At 69.4% G+C, this 15806-nt stretch carries 16 protein-coding genes and 1 pseudogene; 10 read left to right on the forward strand and 7 right to left on the reverse strand.

Annotated elements, in window-relative coordinates; translation table 11 throughout:
- Positions 1-482 precede the first annotated feature (482 nt).
- The 3 genes and pseudogenes from O7611_RS10000 to O7611_RS10010 form a co-directional block, all read right to left on the reverse strand.
- The gene (locus tag O7611_RS10000; RefSeq protein ID WP_442929335.1) at positions 483-836 is read right to left on the reverse strand and encodes an alcohol dehydrogenase catalytic domain-containing protein; all 354 of its coding nucleotides are present in this window, start codon (positions 834-836) and stop codon (positions 483-485) included.
- Positions 833-1066, reverse strand: a pseudogene (locus O7611_RS10005) (aldehyde dehydrogenase family protein); the annotation flags it as partial. The pseudogene O7611_RS10005 and the gene O7611_RS10000, both read right to left, overlap by 4 nt.
- Positions 1067-1087: 21 nt before the next feature.
- Entirely contained in the window at positions 1088-1753 is a 666-nt protein-coding gene (locus tag O7611_RS10010; RefSeq protein ID WP_269696663.1) for a TetR/AcrR family transcriptional regulator, read from the reverse strand.
- Between the two features lie 91 nt (positions 1754-1844).
- Between O7611_RS10010 and O7611_RS10015 the strand changes: the two genes are divergently transcribed.
- From O7611_RS10015 to O7611_RS10040, 6 genes are all read left to right on the forward strand, one after another.
- The gene (locus tag O7611_RS10015; protein ID WP_194799870.1) at positions 1845-2993 is read left to right on the forward strand and encodes an acyl-CoA dehydrogenase family protein; all 1149 of its coding nucleotides are present in this window, start codon (positions 1845-1847) and stop codon (positions 2991-2993) included.
- 14 nt (positions 2994-3007) lie between these two features.
- Positions 3008-3766 carry an SDR family NAD(P)-dependent oxidoreductase gene (locus tag O7611_RS10020; RefSeq protein WP_194799871.1) on the forward strand — a complete coding sequence of 253 codons (759 nt, stop codon included), beginning with the start codon at positions 3008-3010 and terminating at the stop codon, positions 3764-3766.
- A gap of 32 nt (positions 3767-3798) precedes the next feature.
- Positions 3799-4971 carry an acyl-CoA dehydrogenase family protein gene (locus O7611_RS10025; RefSeq protein WP_116507000.1) on the forward strand — a complete coding sequence of 391 codons (1173 nt, stop codon included), beginning with the start codon at positions 3799-3801 and terminating at the stop codon, positions 4969-4971.
- Complete coding sequence (locus tag O7611_RS10030) at positions 4968-5432, forward strand: MaoC family dehydratase (RefSeq protein ID WP_194799872.1); 465 nt, start codon at positions 4968-4970, stop codon at positions 5430-5432. Before O7611_RS10025 ends, O7611_RS10030 begins: the two co-directional genes overlap by 4 nt.
- The gene (locus tag O7611_RS10035; RefSeq protein ID WP_194799873.1) at positions 5429-6973 is read left to right on the forward strand and encodes a long-chain-fatty-acid--CoA ligase; all 1545 of its coding nucleotides are present in this window, start codon (positions 5429-5431) and stop codon (positions 6971-6973) included. The genes O7611_RS10030 and O7611_RS10035 overlap by 4 nt, the downstream gene beginning before the upstream one ends.
- A 252-nt stretch (positions 6974-7225) precedes the next feature.
- Complete coding sequence (locus O7611_RS10040; protein WP_255533003.1) at positions 7226-7360, forward strand: hypothetical protein; 135 nt, start codon at positions 7226-7228, stop codon at positions 7358-7360.
- A 222-nt stretch (positions 7361-7582) separates the two neighbouring features.
- Here the strand turns inward: O7611_RS10040 and O7611_RS10045 are convergent, their stop codons facing one another.
- The 4 genes from O7611_RS10045 to O7611_RS10060 form a co-directional block, all read right to left on the reverse strand.
- Positions 7583-8365, reverse strand: a complete 783-nt coding sequence (locus O7611_RS10045; protein WP_194799874.1) for a hypothetical protein — start codon at positions 8363-8365, stop codon at positions 7583-7585.
- Positions 8362-8970 carry an RNA polymerase sigma factor gene (locus O7611_RS10050; protein WP_194799875.1) on the reverse strand — a complete coding sequence of 203 codons (609 nt, stop codon included), beginning with the start codon at positions 8968-8970 and terminating at the stop codon, positions 8362-8364. Before O7611_RS10050 ends, O7611_RS10045 begins: the two co-directional genes overlap by 4 nt.
- Positions 8967-10082, reverse strand: a complete 1116-nt coding sequence (locus tag O7611_RS10055; RefSeq protein ID WP_194799876.1) for an acyltransferase family protein — start codon at positions 10080-10082, stop codon at positions 8967-8969. The genes O7611_RS10050 and O7611_RS10055 overlap by 4 nt, the downstream gene beginning before the upstream one ends.
- A gap of 338 nt (positions 10083-10420) precedes the next feature.
- Positions 10421-11401, reverse strand: coding sequence for a zinc-binding dehydrogenase (locus O7611_RS10060; protein ID WP_194799877.1), 981 nt, complete (start codon positions 11399-11401; stop codon positions 10421-10423).
- 554 nt (positions 11402-11955) lie between these two features.
- Here O7611_RS10060 and O7611_RS10065 point away from each other — a divergent pair.
- The 4 genes from O7611_RS10065 to O7611_RS10080 all read left to right on the forward strand — a co-directional run bounded on the left by O7611_RS10065 (position 11956) and on the right by O7611_RS10080 (position 15805).
- A complete protein-coding gene (locus O7611_RS10065; protein WP_269696664.1) occupies positions 11956-12117 on the forward strand; it encodes a hypothetical protein in 162 nt (53 codons plus the stop codon).
- A 537-nt stretch (positions 12118-12654) separates the two neighbouring features.
- Positions 12655-13914: an ABC transporter substrate-binding protein gene (locus O7611_RS10070; RefSeq protein ID WP_228531752.1), complete on the forward strand. Its 1260-nt coding sequence runs from the start codon at positions 12655-12657 to the stop codon at positions 13912-13914.
- A 71-nt stretch (positions 13915-13985) separates the two neighbouring features.
- Entirely contained in the window at positions 13986-14939 is a 954-nt protein-coding gene (locus O7611_RS10075; RefSeq protein ID WP_194800120.1) for a carbohydrate ABC transporter permease, read from the forward strand.
- The gene (locus tag O7611_RS10080; protein ID WP_194799878.1) at positions 14936-15805 is read left to right on the forward strand and encodes a carbohydrate ABC transporter permease; all 870 of its coding nucleotides are present in this window, start codon (positions 14936-14938) and stop codon (positions 15803-15805) included. Before O7611_RS10075 ends, O7611_RS10080 begins: the two co-directional genes overlap by 4 nt.
- The last annotated feature ends 1 nt before the right edge of the window (position 15806 follow it).

Here is a 15806-nt window from a genome sequence, read left to right on the forward strand (position 1 = left end):
GATGTAGGGCCGCTGGTCGGCGTAGCGGGAACCCGCCGGTGCTCCGCCGGTGCCTGCACCACCCATGATCGACCAGCCTCCTCCGGCTGCTTCCTGACGGCAACGTTCAGACCCACGGTAGTCGACGGTGCAGCGGGCGAAGGGTTCGCGGCACTGTGTCGGACACTATCCAGCCTGACGTCGATGATCGGCCCACTGGCGATCGCACCTGCGCCGGAGCCCGGCGGACTGCCCGACAGAGGAAGTCCTTGACGATCCGCAGTAACGAGCCCGGTAACGCATCGAACCGCAACGGCCGGACGGGGCGGCAAAGCACGGCACGAGACAGCATTGCGAGGTGTCGTTCTTGTCTGAATCTGAGAACGTATTAGCCTGCTTCAGCATACCGTGACAGAATCGTTGTCAAACTGGGGGTCAAGGGGTCGTCGGTTCGAATCCGGCCGTCCCGACAAAGAAAAAGCCCTGACCAGTGAGAATGCTGGTCAGGGCTTTGAACTTCTTCTATGGAGATTTGAACCGCCCCCCGAAAACCCCCGTTTACGCGGTGCGGCCCAGCGCCGCCGGCAGGGCGGCGCCCAGTTCAGCACCACGCGCGTGCCGGGCCGGACCCGGTCGACGCCGGGGCCGACCTCGATCACCTCGCCCGCCGCCTCGGGCCCGAGCACCAGCAGGTACGGCGGCGCGACCGTGCCGTTGACCATGGACAGGTCCGAGTGGCAGACCCCGGCGGCCCGCACCCGTACCCGCACCCGTACCTCACCCGGCCCGGGGTCCGGCAGCTCCACCTCCTCCACCGTCAGCGGCTGGTCCACGCCGTAGGCGAGCAGCGCCCTCATCGCGGGATCGCCTTGGGCTGGAGGAATTCGTCGAGCCCGTAGCGACCCAGTTCCCGGCCGGGGTCGGACTGCTTGTAGTCACCGAACGGGGCGAGCGGGTTGAACGGCGCGCCGTTGATGCTCACGGCTCCGGTGCGGATCCGCCGGGCGACCCGCACCGCCCGCTGCTCGTCGGCGGACCGGACAGCGCCGGCCAGGCCGTACCGGGAGCCGTTCGCGACGGCCACCGCTGCGCTGCAAGTTTTTTTGCCCTAGTGCCCCGGATCGGCTGGCGGGAGGGGTGGTAGCGGCCCGACGTGCTCCTCGTAGGTGCGGGCGAGCCCCTGGATGAGCGCGTCGAGGCCGAGCGCGAAGGCGCCCTCGTCCACCCGTTGCTGATGTTCGGCGAGCCGGTGCGCCTGGGTCAGGTGCGGGTACCGCTCCCCGTACAACCCGGGGTCCTCGACGAAGCCACGGGCGAACGATCCGAGCGCGGAGCCCGCCACGAAGTAGCGCATCAGCGCGCCGATGTGCGTCGCGCGCGCGGGCGGCCAGCCGGCAGCGACGAGCCCGCCGTAGACCGCGTCGGCCATCGCCAGCGCCGCCGGCCGCCGGCCCGGCCCGCGGGCCAGGTACGGCACGATGTTCGGGTGCGCGGCCAGCGCCGCCCGATACGAGTGCCCCCACCGGCGCAGCGCCTCGCGCCAGTCGAGGTGCCCGAAGAAGGAGACGTCCACCTGGGCGGTGACGCTGTCGGCCACCGCGTCGAGAATGTCGTCCTTGGTGGCGAAGTGGTTGTAGAGCGAGGGCCCGCGTACGCCGAGTTCGGCAGCGAGCCGGCGGGTGGAGAACGCCTCCAGCCCGTCCGCGTCGATCAGCGCGGCGGCGGCATCGACGATCCGCTGCCGGCTGAGCAGCGCCTGCCTCGGCCGGGGCATCCGCGCCTCCCTCGCTCACTCGTCGGTCCGCGGCAACTCTGCCACAGCCGGGTCTGGACGTATTTAAACTTGCAGCGCTAGTTTATGCCGCATGGACCTTCAGCTCTCCGCGGAGCAGGCGGCGGTTCGTCAGCTCGCCGCCGAGTTCGTCGACCGTGAGGTTGTCCCGCACGCCGCGGCCTGGGATCGGCGCGAGTCGGTCGACCCGGAGATCGTGGACAAGCTCGGTCGGCTGGGCTTCCTCGGGCTGACCATCCCCGAGGAAGACGGCGGGTCCGGCGGCGACCACCTCTCCTACTGCCTGGTGCTGGAGGAGCTCGGCCGGGGCGACTCCGCCGTCCGGGGCATCGTCTCGGTGTCGCTCGGCCTGGTCGCCAAGGCCATCGCCGCGTACGGGTCCGCCGCGCAGCGGGCCGAGTGGCTGCCCCGGCTCTGCGCCGGCACCGCGCTCGGCTGCTTCGCCCTGACCGAACCGGACAGCGGCTCGGACGCGGCCGCGCTGACCACCCGGGCGACCCGCGACGGCGGCGACTGGCTGATCACCGGCGCGAAGACGTTCATCACCAACGGCACCGTGGCCGACGTGGTCCTGCTCTTCGCCCGCACCGGCGGGCCCGGACACCGGGGCATCAGCGCGTTCCTGGTGCCCACCAACGTCGCCGGGCTCACCCGGAGGGAGATCCACGGCAAGCTCGGGCTGCGCGGGCAGGCAACCGGTGAGCTGCGCTTCGACGCCGTCCGGGTGCCCGACTCCGCGCGCCTCGGCCCGGCCGACGGCGGGTTCCGGCTGGCCCTGGCCACCCTGGCCAAGGGCCGGATGTCGGTGGCCGCCGGCTGCGTCGGCATCGCCCAGGGCTGCCTCGACGCGGCGGTCGGCTACGCCGGGCAGCGCACCCAGTTCGGCAAGCCGATCGCCGGGCACCAGCTGGTGCAGCAGTTGCTCGCCGCCATCGCCGTGGACACCGCCGCCGCCCGGCTGCTGGTGTGGCGGGTGGCCGACCTCGTGGACCGGGGCGAGGCGTTCGCCACCGAGGCCTCGATGGCCAAGCTCTTCGCCAGCGAGGCAGCAGTCCGGGCGGCCAACAACGCCGTCCAGGTCTTCGGCGGGTACGGCTACATCGACGAGTACCCGGTCGGCAAGTACCTGCGCGACGCCCGGGTCGCCACCCTCTACGAGGGCACCAGCCAGATCCAGCAGCTGCTCATCGGACGCGCGCTCACCGGCGTCAACGCCTTCTAGCAAAGGGGAGAACCGTGACCAGATTCGCCGACCGGGTGGCCGTCGTCACCGGCGCCGGGCAGGGCATCGGCGCGGCGACCGCGCACCGGCTGGCCGCCGAGGGCGCCGCCGTCGCCGTGGTCGACCTCGACGAGGAGCGCAGCCGGGCGGTCGCCGACGAGATCACCGCGGCCGGCGGCCGGGCCGTCGGCATCGGCTGCGACGTGACCGACCCCGCGGCGGTGGCCGCGATGACCGACCGGGTGGTGCAGGCCTACGGCGGGTTGCACGTGCTGGTGAACAACGCCGGCATCACCCGCGACGACCTGCTGTTCAAGATGCCCCTGCCACACTGGGAGGCGGTGCTGACCACCAACCTGACCAGCATGTTCCTCTGCTGCCAGGCCGCCCAACAGCACATGGTCGCGGCCCGCTACGGCCGGATCGTCAACCTCAGCAGCCGCTCCGCCCTCGGCAACCGGGGCCAGGTCAACTACGCGGCGGCCAAGGCGGGGGTGCAGGGCCTGACGGCCACCCTCGCCATCGAACTCGGCCCGTACGACGTCACGGTCAACGCCGTCGCCCCGGGCTACGTGGCCACCGCGATGACCGCCGCCACCGCGCAGCGGGTCGGCAGCAGCCCGGAGGAGCATCAGCGGACGGTCGCCGAGCACACCCCGCTGCGCCGGGTCGCCCAGCCGACCGAGATCGCTTCGGTGATCGCCTTCCTGGCCAGCGACGACGCGTCGTACGTCAGCGGGCAGACCCTGTACGTCAACGGCGGCGCGCGCTGAGGCGCGCCGGCGGACCAGCACCCGGAGGGGACATGGACTTCGCGCTTTCCGACACCGAGCGGGCGATCCGCGACACCGCCCGCGACTTCATCACCAGGGAGGTCATGCCGCTGGAGCAGGAGCTGCTGAGGCGGGAACGGGCGCACCGGCCCGGACTGGAGCACAGCGAGCTGCGCGAGTTGCAGCTCAAGGCGCGCAAGTTCGGGTTCTGGGGGCTGGCCACCCCGGAGGAGTACGGCGGCATGGACCTGCCGGCCGTCACCCAGTCCCTGATCTGGACCGAACTCGGCCGCTCGTTCGTGCCGTTCCGGTTCGGCGGCGAGGCGGACAACATCCTGTTCCACGCCAATGACGAGCAGAAGCGCGAGTACCTGGTCCCGACCATCGAGGGGGAGCGGCGCAGCTGCTTCGCGATCACCGAGCCCGGCGCCGGCTCCGACGCGGCCAACATCAAGCTCAGCGCCCGCCGTGACGGCGACGACTGGATCCTCAACGGCGAGAAGACCTTCATCACCGGCGGCCACGACGCCGACTTCGCCATCGTGATCGCGGTGACCGACCGGGAGAAGGGCGCCCGCCACGGCGGCGCGACCGCGTTCCTGGTGGACCGGTCGATGGGCTGGCGCTCGGAGTTCATCCAGACGATGGGCGAGGGTGGCCCCGCCTCGCTGGTCTTCGACGACGTCCGGGTGCCCGGGCGCAACATCCTCGGCGAGCCCGGGCAGGGCTTCAGCCTCGGCATGGAGTGGATCGGCAAGGGCCGCTACATCATCCCGTCGCACGCCGTCGGCATCGCCGAGCGGGCGTTGTCGATGGCCATCGACTACGCCAACACCCGGGAGACCTTCGGCGCGAAGATCGGCACCAACCAGGCCATCCAGTGGATGATCGCCGACTCGGAGACCGAGCTGGAGGCGGCCCGCTGGCTCATCCTGCGCGCCGCCTGGACCGTCGAGCAGGGCATGGACCCGCGACACGCCTCCTCGATGGCGAAGCTTTACGGCGCGGGCATGGTCAATCGGGTGGTCGACCGCGTCCTGCAGATCCACGGCGGCATGGGCTACACCCGCGAGCTGCCGATCGAGCGCTGGTACCGGCAGGTCCGGCTCTACCGGATCTTCGAGGGCACCGACGAGATGCAGCGACTGATCATCTCCCGCGACCTGCTGCGCGGCTACACGAAGCTGGGAGGGCACCTGGCATGAGGGTCTTCGCGTCCATCGAGGAGTTGGCCGAGGCGACCGGCGAGACCCTGGGCCCCGGCCCCTGGTTCCGGATCGACCAGCAACGGGTCGACCGGTTCGCCGACGCCACCGACGACCGCCAGTGGATCCACATCGACCCGCGACGGGCCGCGGCCGGCCCGTTCGGCGGCACCATCGCGCACGGCTACCTCACGTTGTCCCTGCTGCCGGCGCTGGCCGGTGGCCTTTACCGGGTCGAGGGGGTGGCCATGGGGGTCAACTACGGCCTCAACCGGGTGCGCTTCCCGGCCCCGCTCCGGGTCGGCAGCGCGGTCCGCGCCACCGCGACCCTGGCCGAGGTGTCACCCGTGGACGGCGGCGTGCAGGTGGTCACCGCGGTCACCGTGGAGAGCGACGCCGGCGGCAAGCCGGTCTGCGTCGCCGAGACGGTCAGCCGTCTGGTGCGGGGCGTGGCCCGATGACCGCGCTGTCGCTGGCCATGGTGCTGGCCGAGTCCGCCCGCCGGCACGCCGACACCGTCGCCGTGGTCGACGGCGACACCCGGGTGACGTACGCCGAGCTGTGGCTGGAGGCGCGCAGCTACGCCGCCGGGCTGCGCGAGCGGGGGGTCGGCCCCGGCGACAAGGTGGCCCTGCTGGCCCCGAACGTGGTGGACTTCCCCCGGGTCTACTACGGGGCCCTCGCCGCCGGCGCGGTGCTCGTCCCGGTGCACCTGCTGCTGACCGTGGACGAAGCGGCGCACGTGCTGACCGACAGCGGCACGAAGCTGCTGGTGTGCCACAGCTCCCAGCTCGCCCTGGGCGCCGCCGCCGCGGCGGCGGCCGGCGTGCCGCTGGTGACCGTCGGGCCGGCGGCCGCCGGCGCGGTCGCGCCCCGCCTGGAGGAGCTGAGCCACCCGCTGCCACCGCTGCCGTCGTACGTCACCCGGTCGGCGGAGGACCCGGCGGTGGTGCTCTACACCAGCGGCACCACCGGGGTGCCCAAGGGCGCCGTGCTCACCCACCTCAACCTGGTCATGAACGCCACCGTGAACGTCTTCGACGCCAACGACGCGCGCAGGACGGACGTAGTGCTCGGCTGCCTGCCGCTGTTCCACAGCTTCGGCCAGACGGTGGCGATGAACGGCACCTTCCGGATCGGCGCGACGCTGGTGCTGCTGAGCCGGTTCACCGGGCCGGCCGCCATCGACCTGATGTTGCGTGAGGGGGTGGACGTCTTTCACGGCGTGCCCACCATGTACGTGGCGCTGCTCGACGCCGCCCGGGACCGGGACGACCTGCCTCGGCTGCGGCTCTGCGTCTCCGGCGGGGCGTCGCTGCCGGTGGCCGTGCTGGAACGGTTCCACGCCGCCTTCCAGACGACGGTCTTCGAGGGGTACGGGCTCTCCGAGACCTCACCCACCGCCACCACCAACCAGCCGCACTTCGGCACCCGCGCCGGGACCATCGGGCACCCGGTCTGGGGCGTGGAGGTGGAGATCGCCCGCGCGGAGGTGGACGAGCGGATCGAGCTGCTGCCGACCGGAGAGCTCGGCGAGATCGTCATCCGGGGGCACAACGTCTTCGCCGGTTACCTGGGGCGGCCCGAGGCGACCGCGGAGGCGGTGGTGGACGGCTGGTTCCGTAGCGGTGACCTGGGACGCAAGGACGCCGACGGGTTCATCACCATCATCGACCGGAAGAAGGACATGATCATCCGGGGTGGCTTCAACGTCTACCCACGCGAGGTGGAGGAGGTCCTTGCCCGGCACCCGGCGGTCGGCCAGGTGGCGGTGATCGGGGTGCCCGACCCGCGTCACGGCGAGGAGGTCTGCGCGGTGGTGGTGGCGGACCCGGCCGGCCCGGGCCTGCCCGACGAGCAGGAGATGATCGACTGGTCGCGGGAGCATCTGGGCCGGCACAAGTACCCGCGGCAGATCCGGTATGTCGACGACCTGCCGCTCGGGCCGAGCCACAAGGTGCTCAAGCGGGAACTGCGTCGCCGGATGGCCCCGCCCGACTGACCACCGCCCGCCGTCCACTGCCACCCGCCCAGGCCGCGGCCCTCGTCGCGCTCACCGCGCGTCGAGGGCCGCTTCCTCCGGCTGTCGCGCCGGCGAGCGTCGCCCGTCGTCGTGCTCGGCGGGCGGCCCCGGCGGTGGCGTCGAATACTGAGCCGATGGCCAACCCCGACCTCGATCCGAGGTGTGCCCGCCGATCGGCCCGCGTGTGGACGTGCCGGACGACCCCGGCGCACTCCTCCCGGACACCCCCGGGTGACGATCGTGCTGACCGAGGACGGGCTGCCGCAAGTCCGGTCGGTACACGATCTGGTGCTCGGCTGCCGCCTCCAGGCGGCTGCTGTCGGGGTGGACGTAGACCCGCTTGGCGAGCTGCCGCCGTCGGCGTGACCGCCCCAGGCCACCAGCACGACTCGGGGTAACCCGGCGCCGGCGAGGTAGGTCAGGGAGGCTCGGAGACAACGTCAAGCGCCCGCAGGGCCGTTGACCGGCGACGGGGCGACGGCATGCCGACAGGCGTGGGTGACGAGCGGCGGGCGGTAGGCGGCTCCGGCGATGCGGAAGTATGGCGTGCTGGCGACTGTCGGAGGGCGGGCTTGCCGAGCCGCCCTCTCAGTCCAGCTTCGGTTGTTCGTACAGTTCGCGCGCGGACAGGTTCACCGCGCTGCCGTCAGCGAGGCGGACGGTCAGTGTGGTGATGTTGCTGCTCGACTCGTCGGGGCCCTCGGGGTACCAGGCGCCGAAGTAACCGTCGCGAAGGGTTGCCCGCGCCGTCCGTGACGAATCGCCATCCTTGGTCCGCAAGTTGATCTCCACACTCGTCACCTGTGAGCCGACGTGTCCCGCCATGATCCGGACGTAGCCTTCGTCGGTACGTAGTTGACCCCACGAGTACATCTCGACACCCCCGGCGCCGAGCCGCTCGGTGCTGGTCAGCACGGTAAGGATGCTGGTATTCCGCACGTCTCCGTTGCGATCGCGGAAGCACGTCTGGCTTCCGGCCGGCGACACGGCATTCACGTATGCGTACTCGCCGCGTCTTTCACCGATGACCACCCTTGCGACGCTCGCATCCTGGGCAGGCAGGCATTTGCTGACGAGGTCGCGTGCCTCGGCATCCGAGATCGGACTCGGCTCGGGCGTCCACGACGCAAACGCGGGACCGGCGTTGAGAAATGTCAGGGTGAAGGCGACAGCGGCGGCGAGCGCTCCGGCAGCACCGGCGATCGCCAGGCGAGGCCGGCGGTGCGGTGTGCGCGCTGGTGCTGGGCGTGGTCGCCGATCAGTGGCGACGATCCGCTCGAGCAGTTCTCGCGCGGGTTCCTGCCCGACGCGTGCGGGCACCGGGACCGCGGCAGAGCGGATCGTCTGGTTGAGGACATCGTCGTCGGTCATGCGGAGCCTCCGCGTCGTGAGGGGCCGGCCGGTGCAGGGACGTTTGTGGGTTCGCTGTTCGGCCGCTGACCGAGATGCTGACGCAGGCGGCGGCGGGCGCGCAGCAGGCGCAGACTGAACGCGGGCCGGGAAATGCCCAGTACGTGTGCTGCCTGCGGCCCGGTGAGGTCTTCGATCGCGGTCAGCGTCAGCACTTCCTGATCGGCGGGTGACAGGCGCTGCCAAGCCTTCACCAGGTCGATGCGGGTGGCCGCGAGGTCCGCCTCGGCGCTGCTCGGAGCATCGGGTTCCCGCAGGACGCGAAGCGCGAGGCTCTGCTGCCGCTGGTCGCTGCGCTGCCGGTTGTGCAGGACATTGCGGGCCACGGTGAACAGCCAGGCGCGCGCCTCGCCGAGTGATTTCGGTACTTCGTCCAAGCGGCGCCACGCTACCAAGAACGTCTCCGCGACCACGTCTTCGGCAACGGTGAGGTGTGCACGGCGTTCGACGAAGAGCAGCAAATCGTCGTACGTGGCCCCGAACAGCTCGCGGAAGGCGGAATCGGCATCCGCGGTCGTTGGATCCACACTCTTCCTCGTGTTCGGCGCGCTGCGGCTGATGGTCATTGTCGTGGCCGGTCCAAGACGAAGCCGCGGATCAGGGGTGCGAGTGGGCGCTCGACGAAGCGATGGACAAGCCAGGCTGCCGCCAGCAGCCCGAGCACGGCGCCGCCGATCAGTACCGACGCGGGGAGGTGGGTTTCCTCGTACACGTTGCGGATCACGCTGTATCCGATGCGCGGGTGCAAGAGGTAGAAGGGGTAGCTGAGTGCACCCGCGGTGGCCAGCCAGACCATCTTCACCCGGTCGGTGTAACCGAGCGCGATGACGAGCATCAAAAGGTACACCCCGGTGAGCAGCACCGGTGCCGGCCAGACGGGCACCTCGAAGCCGGGCTTCAACTCCAGGGTCCGCTCGTGCACACGCTGCAGGCTGACCAGCCACGCGGCGACCAGCAGCACCCAAAGCCATCGATCGGATCGGTTGCGGCGAAGCAGAAACAGGGTAATTCCGGCGACGAAGTACGGCGCGAAATCGGACATCACGACCTCGTCCAGGGCGGCACCCCGGAAAGCGGGCATGACCACGGCGACGGCCAGCCACACGGCAGCGAACATCTTTGCTCCCCGGTCGGTCAGCTTGGCCGCAAGAATGCACGCCGCGATCAGATAGAACCGGAGCTCGATCCAGAGGGTCCAGTACACGGTGTCGACAAGCGGCGTGTCGAGAGGCTCCGCCAGCATGGTCAGGTTGACCAGCACGTCCCACCCGTCCGGCGGAGGTGGGAAGGGCAGCCCGCCGCTGATCGGTAGCACTGTCGTCACGGCTGTCGTGGTCAGCACGCATACCCAGAACGCCGGATAGAGTCGCGCGGCGCGAGAGGCAGCGAACTCGCGAACGGTGCGTCCCCAGCCGCTCATGAGGATCACGAACCCGCTGATCAGAAAGAACGTCTCGACTCCGAGGAAGCCGTAGATCAGCACCGGTGCCGCGTCCGGCAGGAAGTATGCCGGCGGGCGTACCCCGTCCAACCTCCATGAGTCGCCGAAGTGGTATCCGGCCACGGCAAGAGCACAGACCAGCCGCAACCCGTCCAGCACGTACAACCGCGGCGCCTGCCCGGGAGGGCTGTTGACGGGCGGCGGCGTCGGCGCGCGGTCGAGCAACGCGGTCGTCATGCTCTGCTCCTGTCCTGGATACACGACTGCATCCAGGACAGACATGTGCAGCACCGCGTCAAGTGCTACAGGTGATCACCGTCACCATCCTCTGACGAAGCCGGGCCAGTATCGCGAACCAGGACGCAGCAGTCATCGACGTCGGCCGACAGCCGCCTTGATCTCACCAGCCCTCGGTATCCCGCCCGCGGCCGCAGCGGGCCTATCGTCCGATTCCGGTGGCACACCTGCGCAGCTACCGCCCGCGTATGCCCCCCTCTCAGCCGCCTCGACCGCGGATCCGGACCCGCAGCGGTGTGGGACGCCGAGTTCCATGCGCCGTCGGCGACGACGACAAGTCAGCTGGCCGTTCGACCGCCGACCAGCAACAGTGACTTGCCCACGGTTGTGCGTGCGGCAAGTGCACGGTGGGCATCAGCGGCCTGTTCCAGTGGGTAGGCGGCGCCGATCGCCGGCCGCAGCCGCCCTTCCGCAGCCCGTTCCAGCGCACGTCCCAGCAGCTCGCGCACGGTTTCCTGGTTCGGGGGACCGTCCAGTAGCGGAGCGAGCACCCGTATACCGCGGCGCGCGGCCGACTCCGGGTCCGGTGCGGCGAACCCGTCGGCGGTACCGTAGGTGACGAACCGGCCGCCGTCGGCCACCGCGCCCAAGGCGGCCGTGCCGAGCGGGCCACCCGCCCCGTCGTAGACCAACGCCGCACCGCCACCGGTCGCCTGCCGCACCCGGCGGATCCAGTCCGACCGCGTGTAATCGACGGTAGTCTCCGCGCCCAACTCGCGGGCCAGTGCCAGTTTGACGTCGCTGGATGCGGCGGCGACCACCCGGGCGCCGGCATCGACGGCCAACTGCACCAGTAGCGAGCCGGCTCCACCGGCAGCCGCTGAGACCAGCACCCATTCTCCCTTCTCCGGCCTGCCCAGCCGGTCCAGGCTGAGCGCGGTCACGCCGTCGTGCACCAGCGCGGCCGCCACCTCGATGGCCAGTCCGTCGGGCACCGGCATGGTCTCCTCGACGTCCGCGACGATCCGTTCGGCGTAACCGGTGCTGGTCCGTACAACCACACGGCGACCGATCCATGCCCGGTCTACCCCTTCGCCGGTCTCCACCACCGTGCCCGCTCCTCCGCCACCCGGCACGTACGGCAACGTCCGCGGGAAGAGGTCCTGGCCCCAGCCGCTGCGCAGCAGGGTGTCGAGGAGAATGACGTCTGCCGCAGCCATACCGACGACGACCTGGCCGGGTTCGGGTACCGGGTCGGGCAGTTCCGTGGGACACAGCACCTCCGGACCACCGAACACGGCCACCTGTATTGCGCGCATCTGTAGCACCCCTTGCATGGGACAGCGTCCCGGCCAGTGTTCAAGCTGAAGCTTGGTTGAGGTCAAGGCACGTGCTGAGGCGGGGCTGACCCAGGTCACCACTACCAATTGATTCCGTGCGTTCTCTTGCTTCGATTCGGTCGCTCAACCTGCTTCCGAGGTACCGGATGGTCTGATCGGGGCACATGCGCGAGACATGAGCCGTGGCAACGGCGACAGAGTTACCTGACGGCGGAGAGCCCGACTCAAGACCGAGCACCCTCTCAGGCCGCTTCGCCACCCTCAAGACCGAACTGGTCTGCACCCGGGCACGGCCATCCCGTCACGAACGGGAGATGAGGTCTTCCCGTACATCGAAGGCTTTCTTGGGCCGCGCCGCGTCGATGTATCCAAGGGTGGGTCGATCTCCATTGAGCTCTTTCGGCAAATTCCTGCATTCCCTGCGGGGGTTCCGTCCTACTGGTTGCAGCGCGACTCAGCCAGGGCGCACAGGGAGGGGCTCGATCCTGAAGATCGTCGTCATCGGTGGCAGCGGGCTCATCGGCTCCAAGCTCGTGAAGATCCTCGGCGGCCAGGGCCACGAGGCGGTGCCGGCGTCGCCGAAGACCGGCGTGAACACACTGAACGGCGAGGGAGTGGCGGACGTGCTCTCCCGTGCCGACGCCGTCGTCGACGTGTCGAACTCGCCGTCGCTCGAGAGCGGCGCCGCCCTGTAGTTCTTCGAGACGTCCACCCGGAACCTTCTCGCCGCTGCTGCGGACGCCGGGGTGGGGGTCACTACGTGGTCCTCTCGGTTGTGGGCTCCGAACGGCTTCCGGACAGCGGTTACATGCGGGCGAAGATCGCCCAGGAGAAGCTCGCCTCGCGCCCGTGCTCATCCAGCCGATGGCGCCGCCGCGACCGGCGTCGGGCCGCTGTCCGGGCGTGGACGAGAGGGTCGCCGACGGCCTCCTTCCGAGAGGGCCGCGCCACCCGCTCCGAAACTTTCGGCGCTCGTCCGGTCGGAAATCCACCCTGCCGTCAAGCGCTCTCCCTGGCAGCGCGCCTGTTGACGGATGGCGGGGCAGTTAGTAGCCTCAGCGCACAAAATCATGGCATATAAATATCTCGATAAGTTTCGGAGGCGGCGAGCGCACTGACGACGGGACGACGACTGACCCGTCGGTGCGGCCACTCGTCGGCTTCTGCCTGCGTGCCCTGCGCCGGCGAGAACCCCCACCACCGCCGCTCACGATCACACCGCTGGAGGGCCGTTGAAACGCGTCCGGACCACCACCACAGCCGTCATGGCCGCCGTCGTGCTCCTCCTCGCCGGCTGTGGCGGATCAGACGGCGAGTCCGACTCGAAGACCTTCGAGTTCTGGTCGTTCGCCAACATCAACCAGAAGGCCGACGTCGACGTCTACACCAAGGCGCACCCGGATGTGCGCGTCAAGCTCACCGAGGTGGGCACCACGACCGAGACCGCGCAGGCGCTCACCGCCGCGCTGGCCGGTGGGAAGGTGCCTGACCTGGTGCTGATCCAGGCCGACGACCTGCCGAAGTTCATGCAGTCTCCGGACAACTTCGTCGATCTCACCACGCTGGGCGCGAACGACATCAAGGGCAACTATCTCGACTGGGTGATGGCGCAGTCGACGACGAAGGACGGCAAGATCATCGGTGTGCCGACCGACGTCGGCGGCTTGGCGGTGGCCTACCGTACGGATCTGTTCAAGGCGGCCGGCCTGCCCACCGACCGGGAGTCGGTCTCCAAGCTCTGGCCGACGTGGGACGAGTTCATAAACGTCGGCAAGACGTACGTCCAGAAGACCGGCAAGCCGTTCGTGGACAACACGCCGACCAGCGTCTTCTTTCAGGCGGTCAACCAGGGCAGTCAGCGCTACTACAGCGCCGACCGCCAGCTGGACTACGACAACGAGCAGGTCAAGGCGGCGTTCGACGTGACGCTGAAGGCCTTCGGTGCGGGCATCTCCGCCAAGCAGGGGTCGTTCTCGTCCGGCTGGACCGCGGCGATGAAGAAGGGCGACTACGCGGTGGTGTGCTCACCGTCGTGGATGCTCAGCCAGATGAAGACGAACGCCCCCGAGACGAACGGGAAGTGGGACATCGCCACCATCCCCGGTGGCTCGGGGAACTGGGGCGGCAGCTTCCTCGCCATCCCCAAGCGCGCCAAGAACGCGAAGGCGGCGTGGAACTACATCTCCGAGATGCAGTCGCCGAAGGGGCAGCTGGACCACTTCCTGATGCAGGGGTCGCTGCCCACCACCCCGTCGGTCTACACGGACCCGCAGCTGGTCGGGAAGACCGACCCGTTCTTCAGCAACGCACCGATTGGCAAGATCTACACCCAGTCGGTGCTGGGAATCAAGCCCTTCTACTTCGGTCCGCAGGACGGCCCCATCGGCACCGAGTTCCTCAACACGCTCACCAGTGTCGAGCAGGGCAAGGTGGACCCGGCGAAGGCCTGGGACACCGCGCTGACGAACGTCAAGAACGCCGTACGCGAATGACCGAGGGCTGATGCGCGGCGGCCGGGTACCGCCCGGCCGCCGCCCATCGGGAGGGTGACGCTTTGACCACCATGCTCGGCCCGGCCCCGGCACCACCGGACGTCCGGAGGCCCGCTCGCAACAGGCGGATCCAGCAGGGCGTACGGGAGTTCCTGGCGCCGTACGCGTACATCTCGCCGTTCTTCGTGCTCTTTTTGATCTTCGGCCTCTTCCCGCTGCTGTTCACCTTCTACATCTCGCTGTTCGACTGGGATCCGATCGGTGAGCACCGTTTCGTGGGGCTGGACAACTTCTCCGAACTGCTGGACGACCCCCGTTTCTGGGGGGCGCTGCGGAACACGTTCAGCATCTGGGTGCTGTCGACGGTGCCGCAGTTGCTCCTGGCGCTCGGCCTGGCGCACCTGCTCAACCACGCGCGGCTGCGGCTGGCCGCCCTGTTCCGGATGTCGGTGCTCGTTCCCTACGTCACCTCGGTGGCGGCCACGACGATCGTCTTCGCCCAGATGTTCGACAGGGACTACGGCATGATCAATTGGTTCCTGGGACTGCTGGGCTTCGAGCACATCGACTTCACGGCGTCGCTGTGGGGCAGTCACATCATGATCGCCACGATGATCGCCTGGCGCTGGACCGGATACAACACACTGCTGTACCTCGCCGCGCTGCAGGCGGTGCCGCGGGAACTGTACGAGGCCGCCGCCGCCGACGGCGCGAACGGCTGGAAGCAGTTCCTGCACATCAGCATCCCGTCGTTGCGGCCGATCATCGCGTTCACCGTCGTGACGTCGACCATCGGCGGGCTGCAGGTCTTCACCGAGCCGCTGCTGGCCAACCCGGTCGGCGGCCTCACGTGCGGGGCGGCACGGCAGTGCCAGACCGTCACCCTCTACCTCTACGAGCAGTCCTTCGGGCAGTTCCACTTCGGCTACGGCGCGGCGGTCGGCGTCGCGCTCTTCGTCATCGTGGTGGTGTTCTCCGGACTCAACTACCTGCTGACCACCCGCATCCGTTCGGAGCGCCCATGAAGCCCGTACCCCCGACCGCCGCGCCCCGGCGGGCCCGGCGGCGCCAGGCCAACCGCGTCCCGATCCCGGTGTACGCGCTGCTGACCCTCATGGCGCTCGCCAGCGTCTTCCCGCTCTACTGGATGTTCGTGGTGGCGACGACGGACTCCGCCACCGCGACGACTCTGCCTCCGACCCTCACACCCGGCGGCAACTTCCTGCACCTGGCCGAGCTGGTCTTCACCATCGTGCCGTTCGTGCAGTCCCTGCTGAACAGCCTCATCGTCGCCGGCACGATCGCCGTGGGTCAGGCGGTGCTCTGCGCGCTGGCCGGCTTCGCCTTCGCCAAGCTGTCCTTCCCGGGCCGTAACACGCTGTTCCTCATCGTCGTGCTGACCATGACGGTGCCGGCGCAGCTGGCAGTGGTGCCGCAGTACCTGATCATCTCCCAGTTGGACTGGGTGGACAGCCTCCAGGCGGTGATCGTTCCCGGGCTGGTCAGCGCGTTCGGCATCTTCTGGATGCGCCAGCACATCGGCAGCACCATCGACGACGAGCTGATGCAGGCGGCGCGGGTGGACGGCGCGACCACCTGGCAGATCTTCTGGCGGATCGCCTTCCCGTTGGTCCGCCCGGCGGCGTACGTGCTGGGGCTGTTCACGTTCGTCTACGCGTGGAACGACTTCCTGTGGCCGTTCATCGTGTTGAAGTCGCCGGAGAACTACACCGTCCAGATCGCCATCAAGGCACTGCAGCAGAACCGGGACATCGATCTGGGCCTGGCCATGTCCGGTTCCTTCCTGGCCACCATTCCGCTGCTGGTGCTGTTCGTCTTCGTCGGGCGCCGTCTGGTGCAGGGGATCATGGAAGGCGCGTTCAAGGGGTGAG

The organism is Micromonospora sp. WMMC273 (genome assembly GCF_027460285.1).
Classification (GTDB): domain Bacteria; phylum Actinomycetota; class Actinomycetes; order Mycobacteriales; family Micromonosporaceae; genus Micromonospora; species Micromonospora aurantiaca.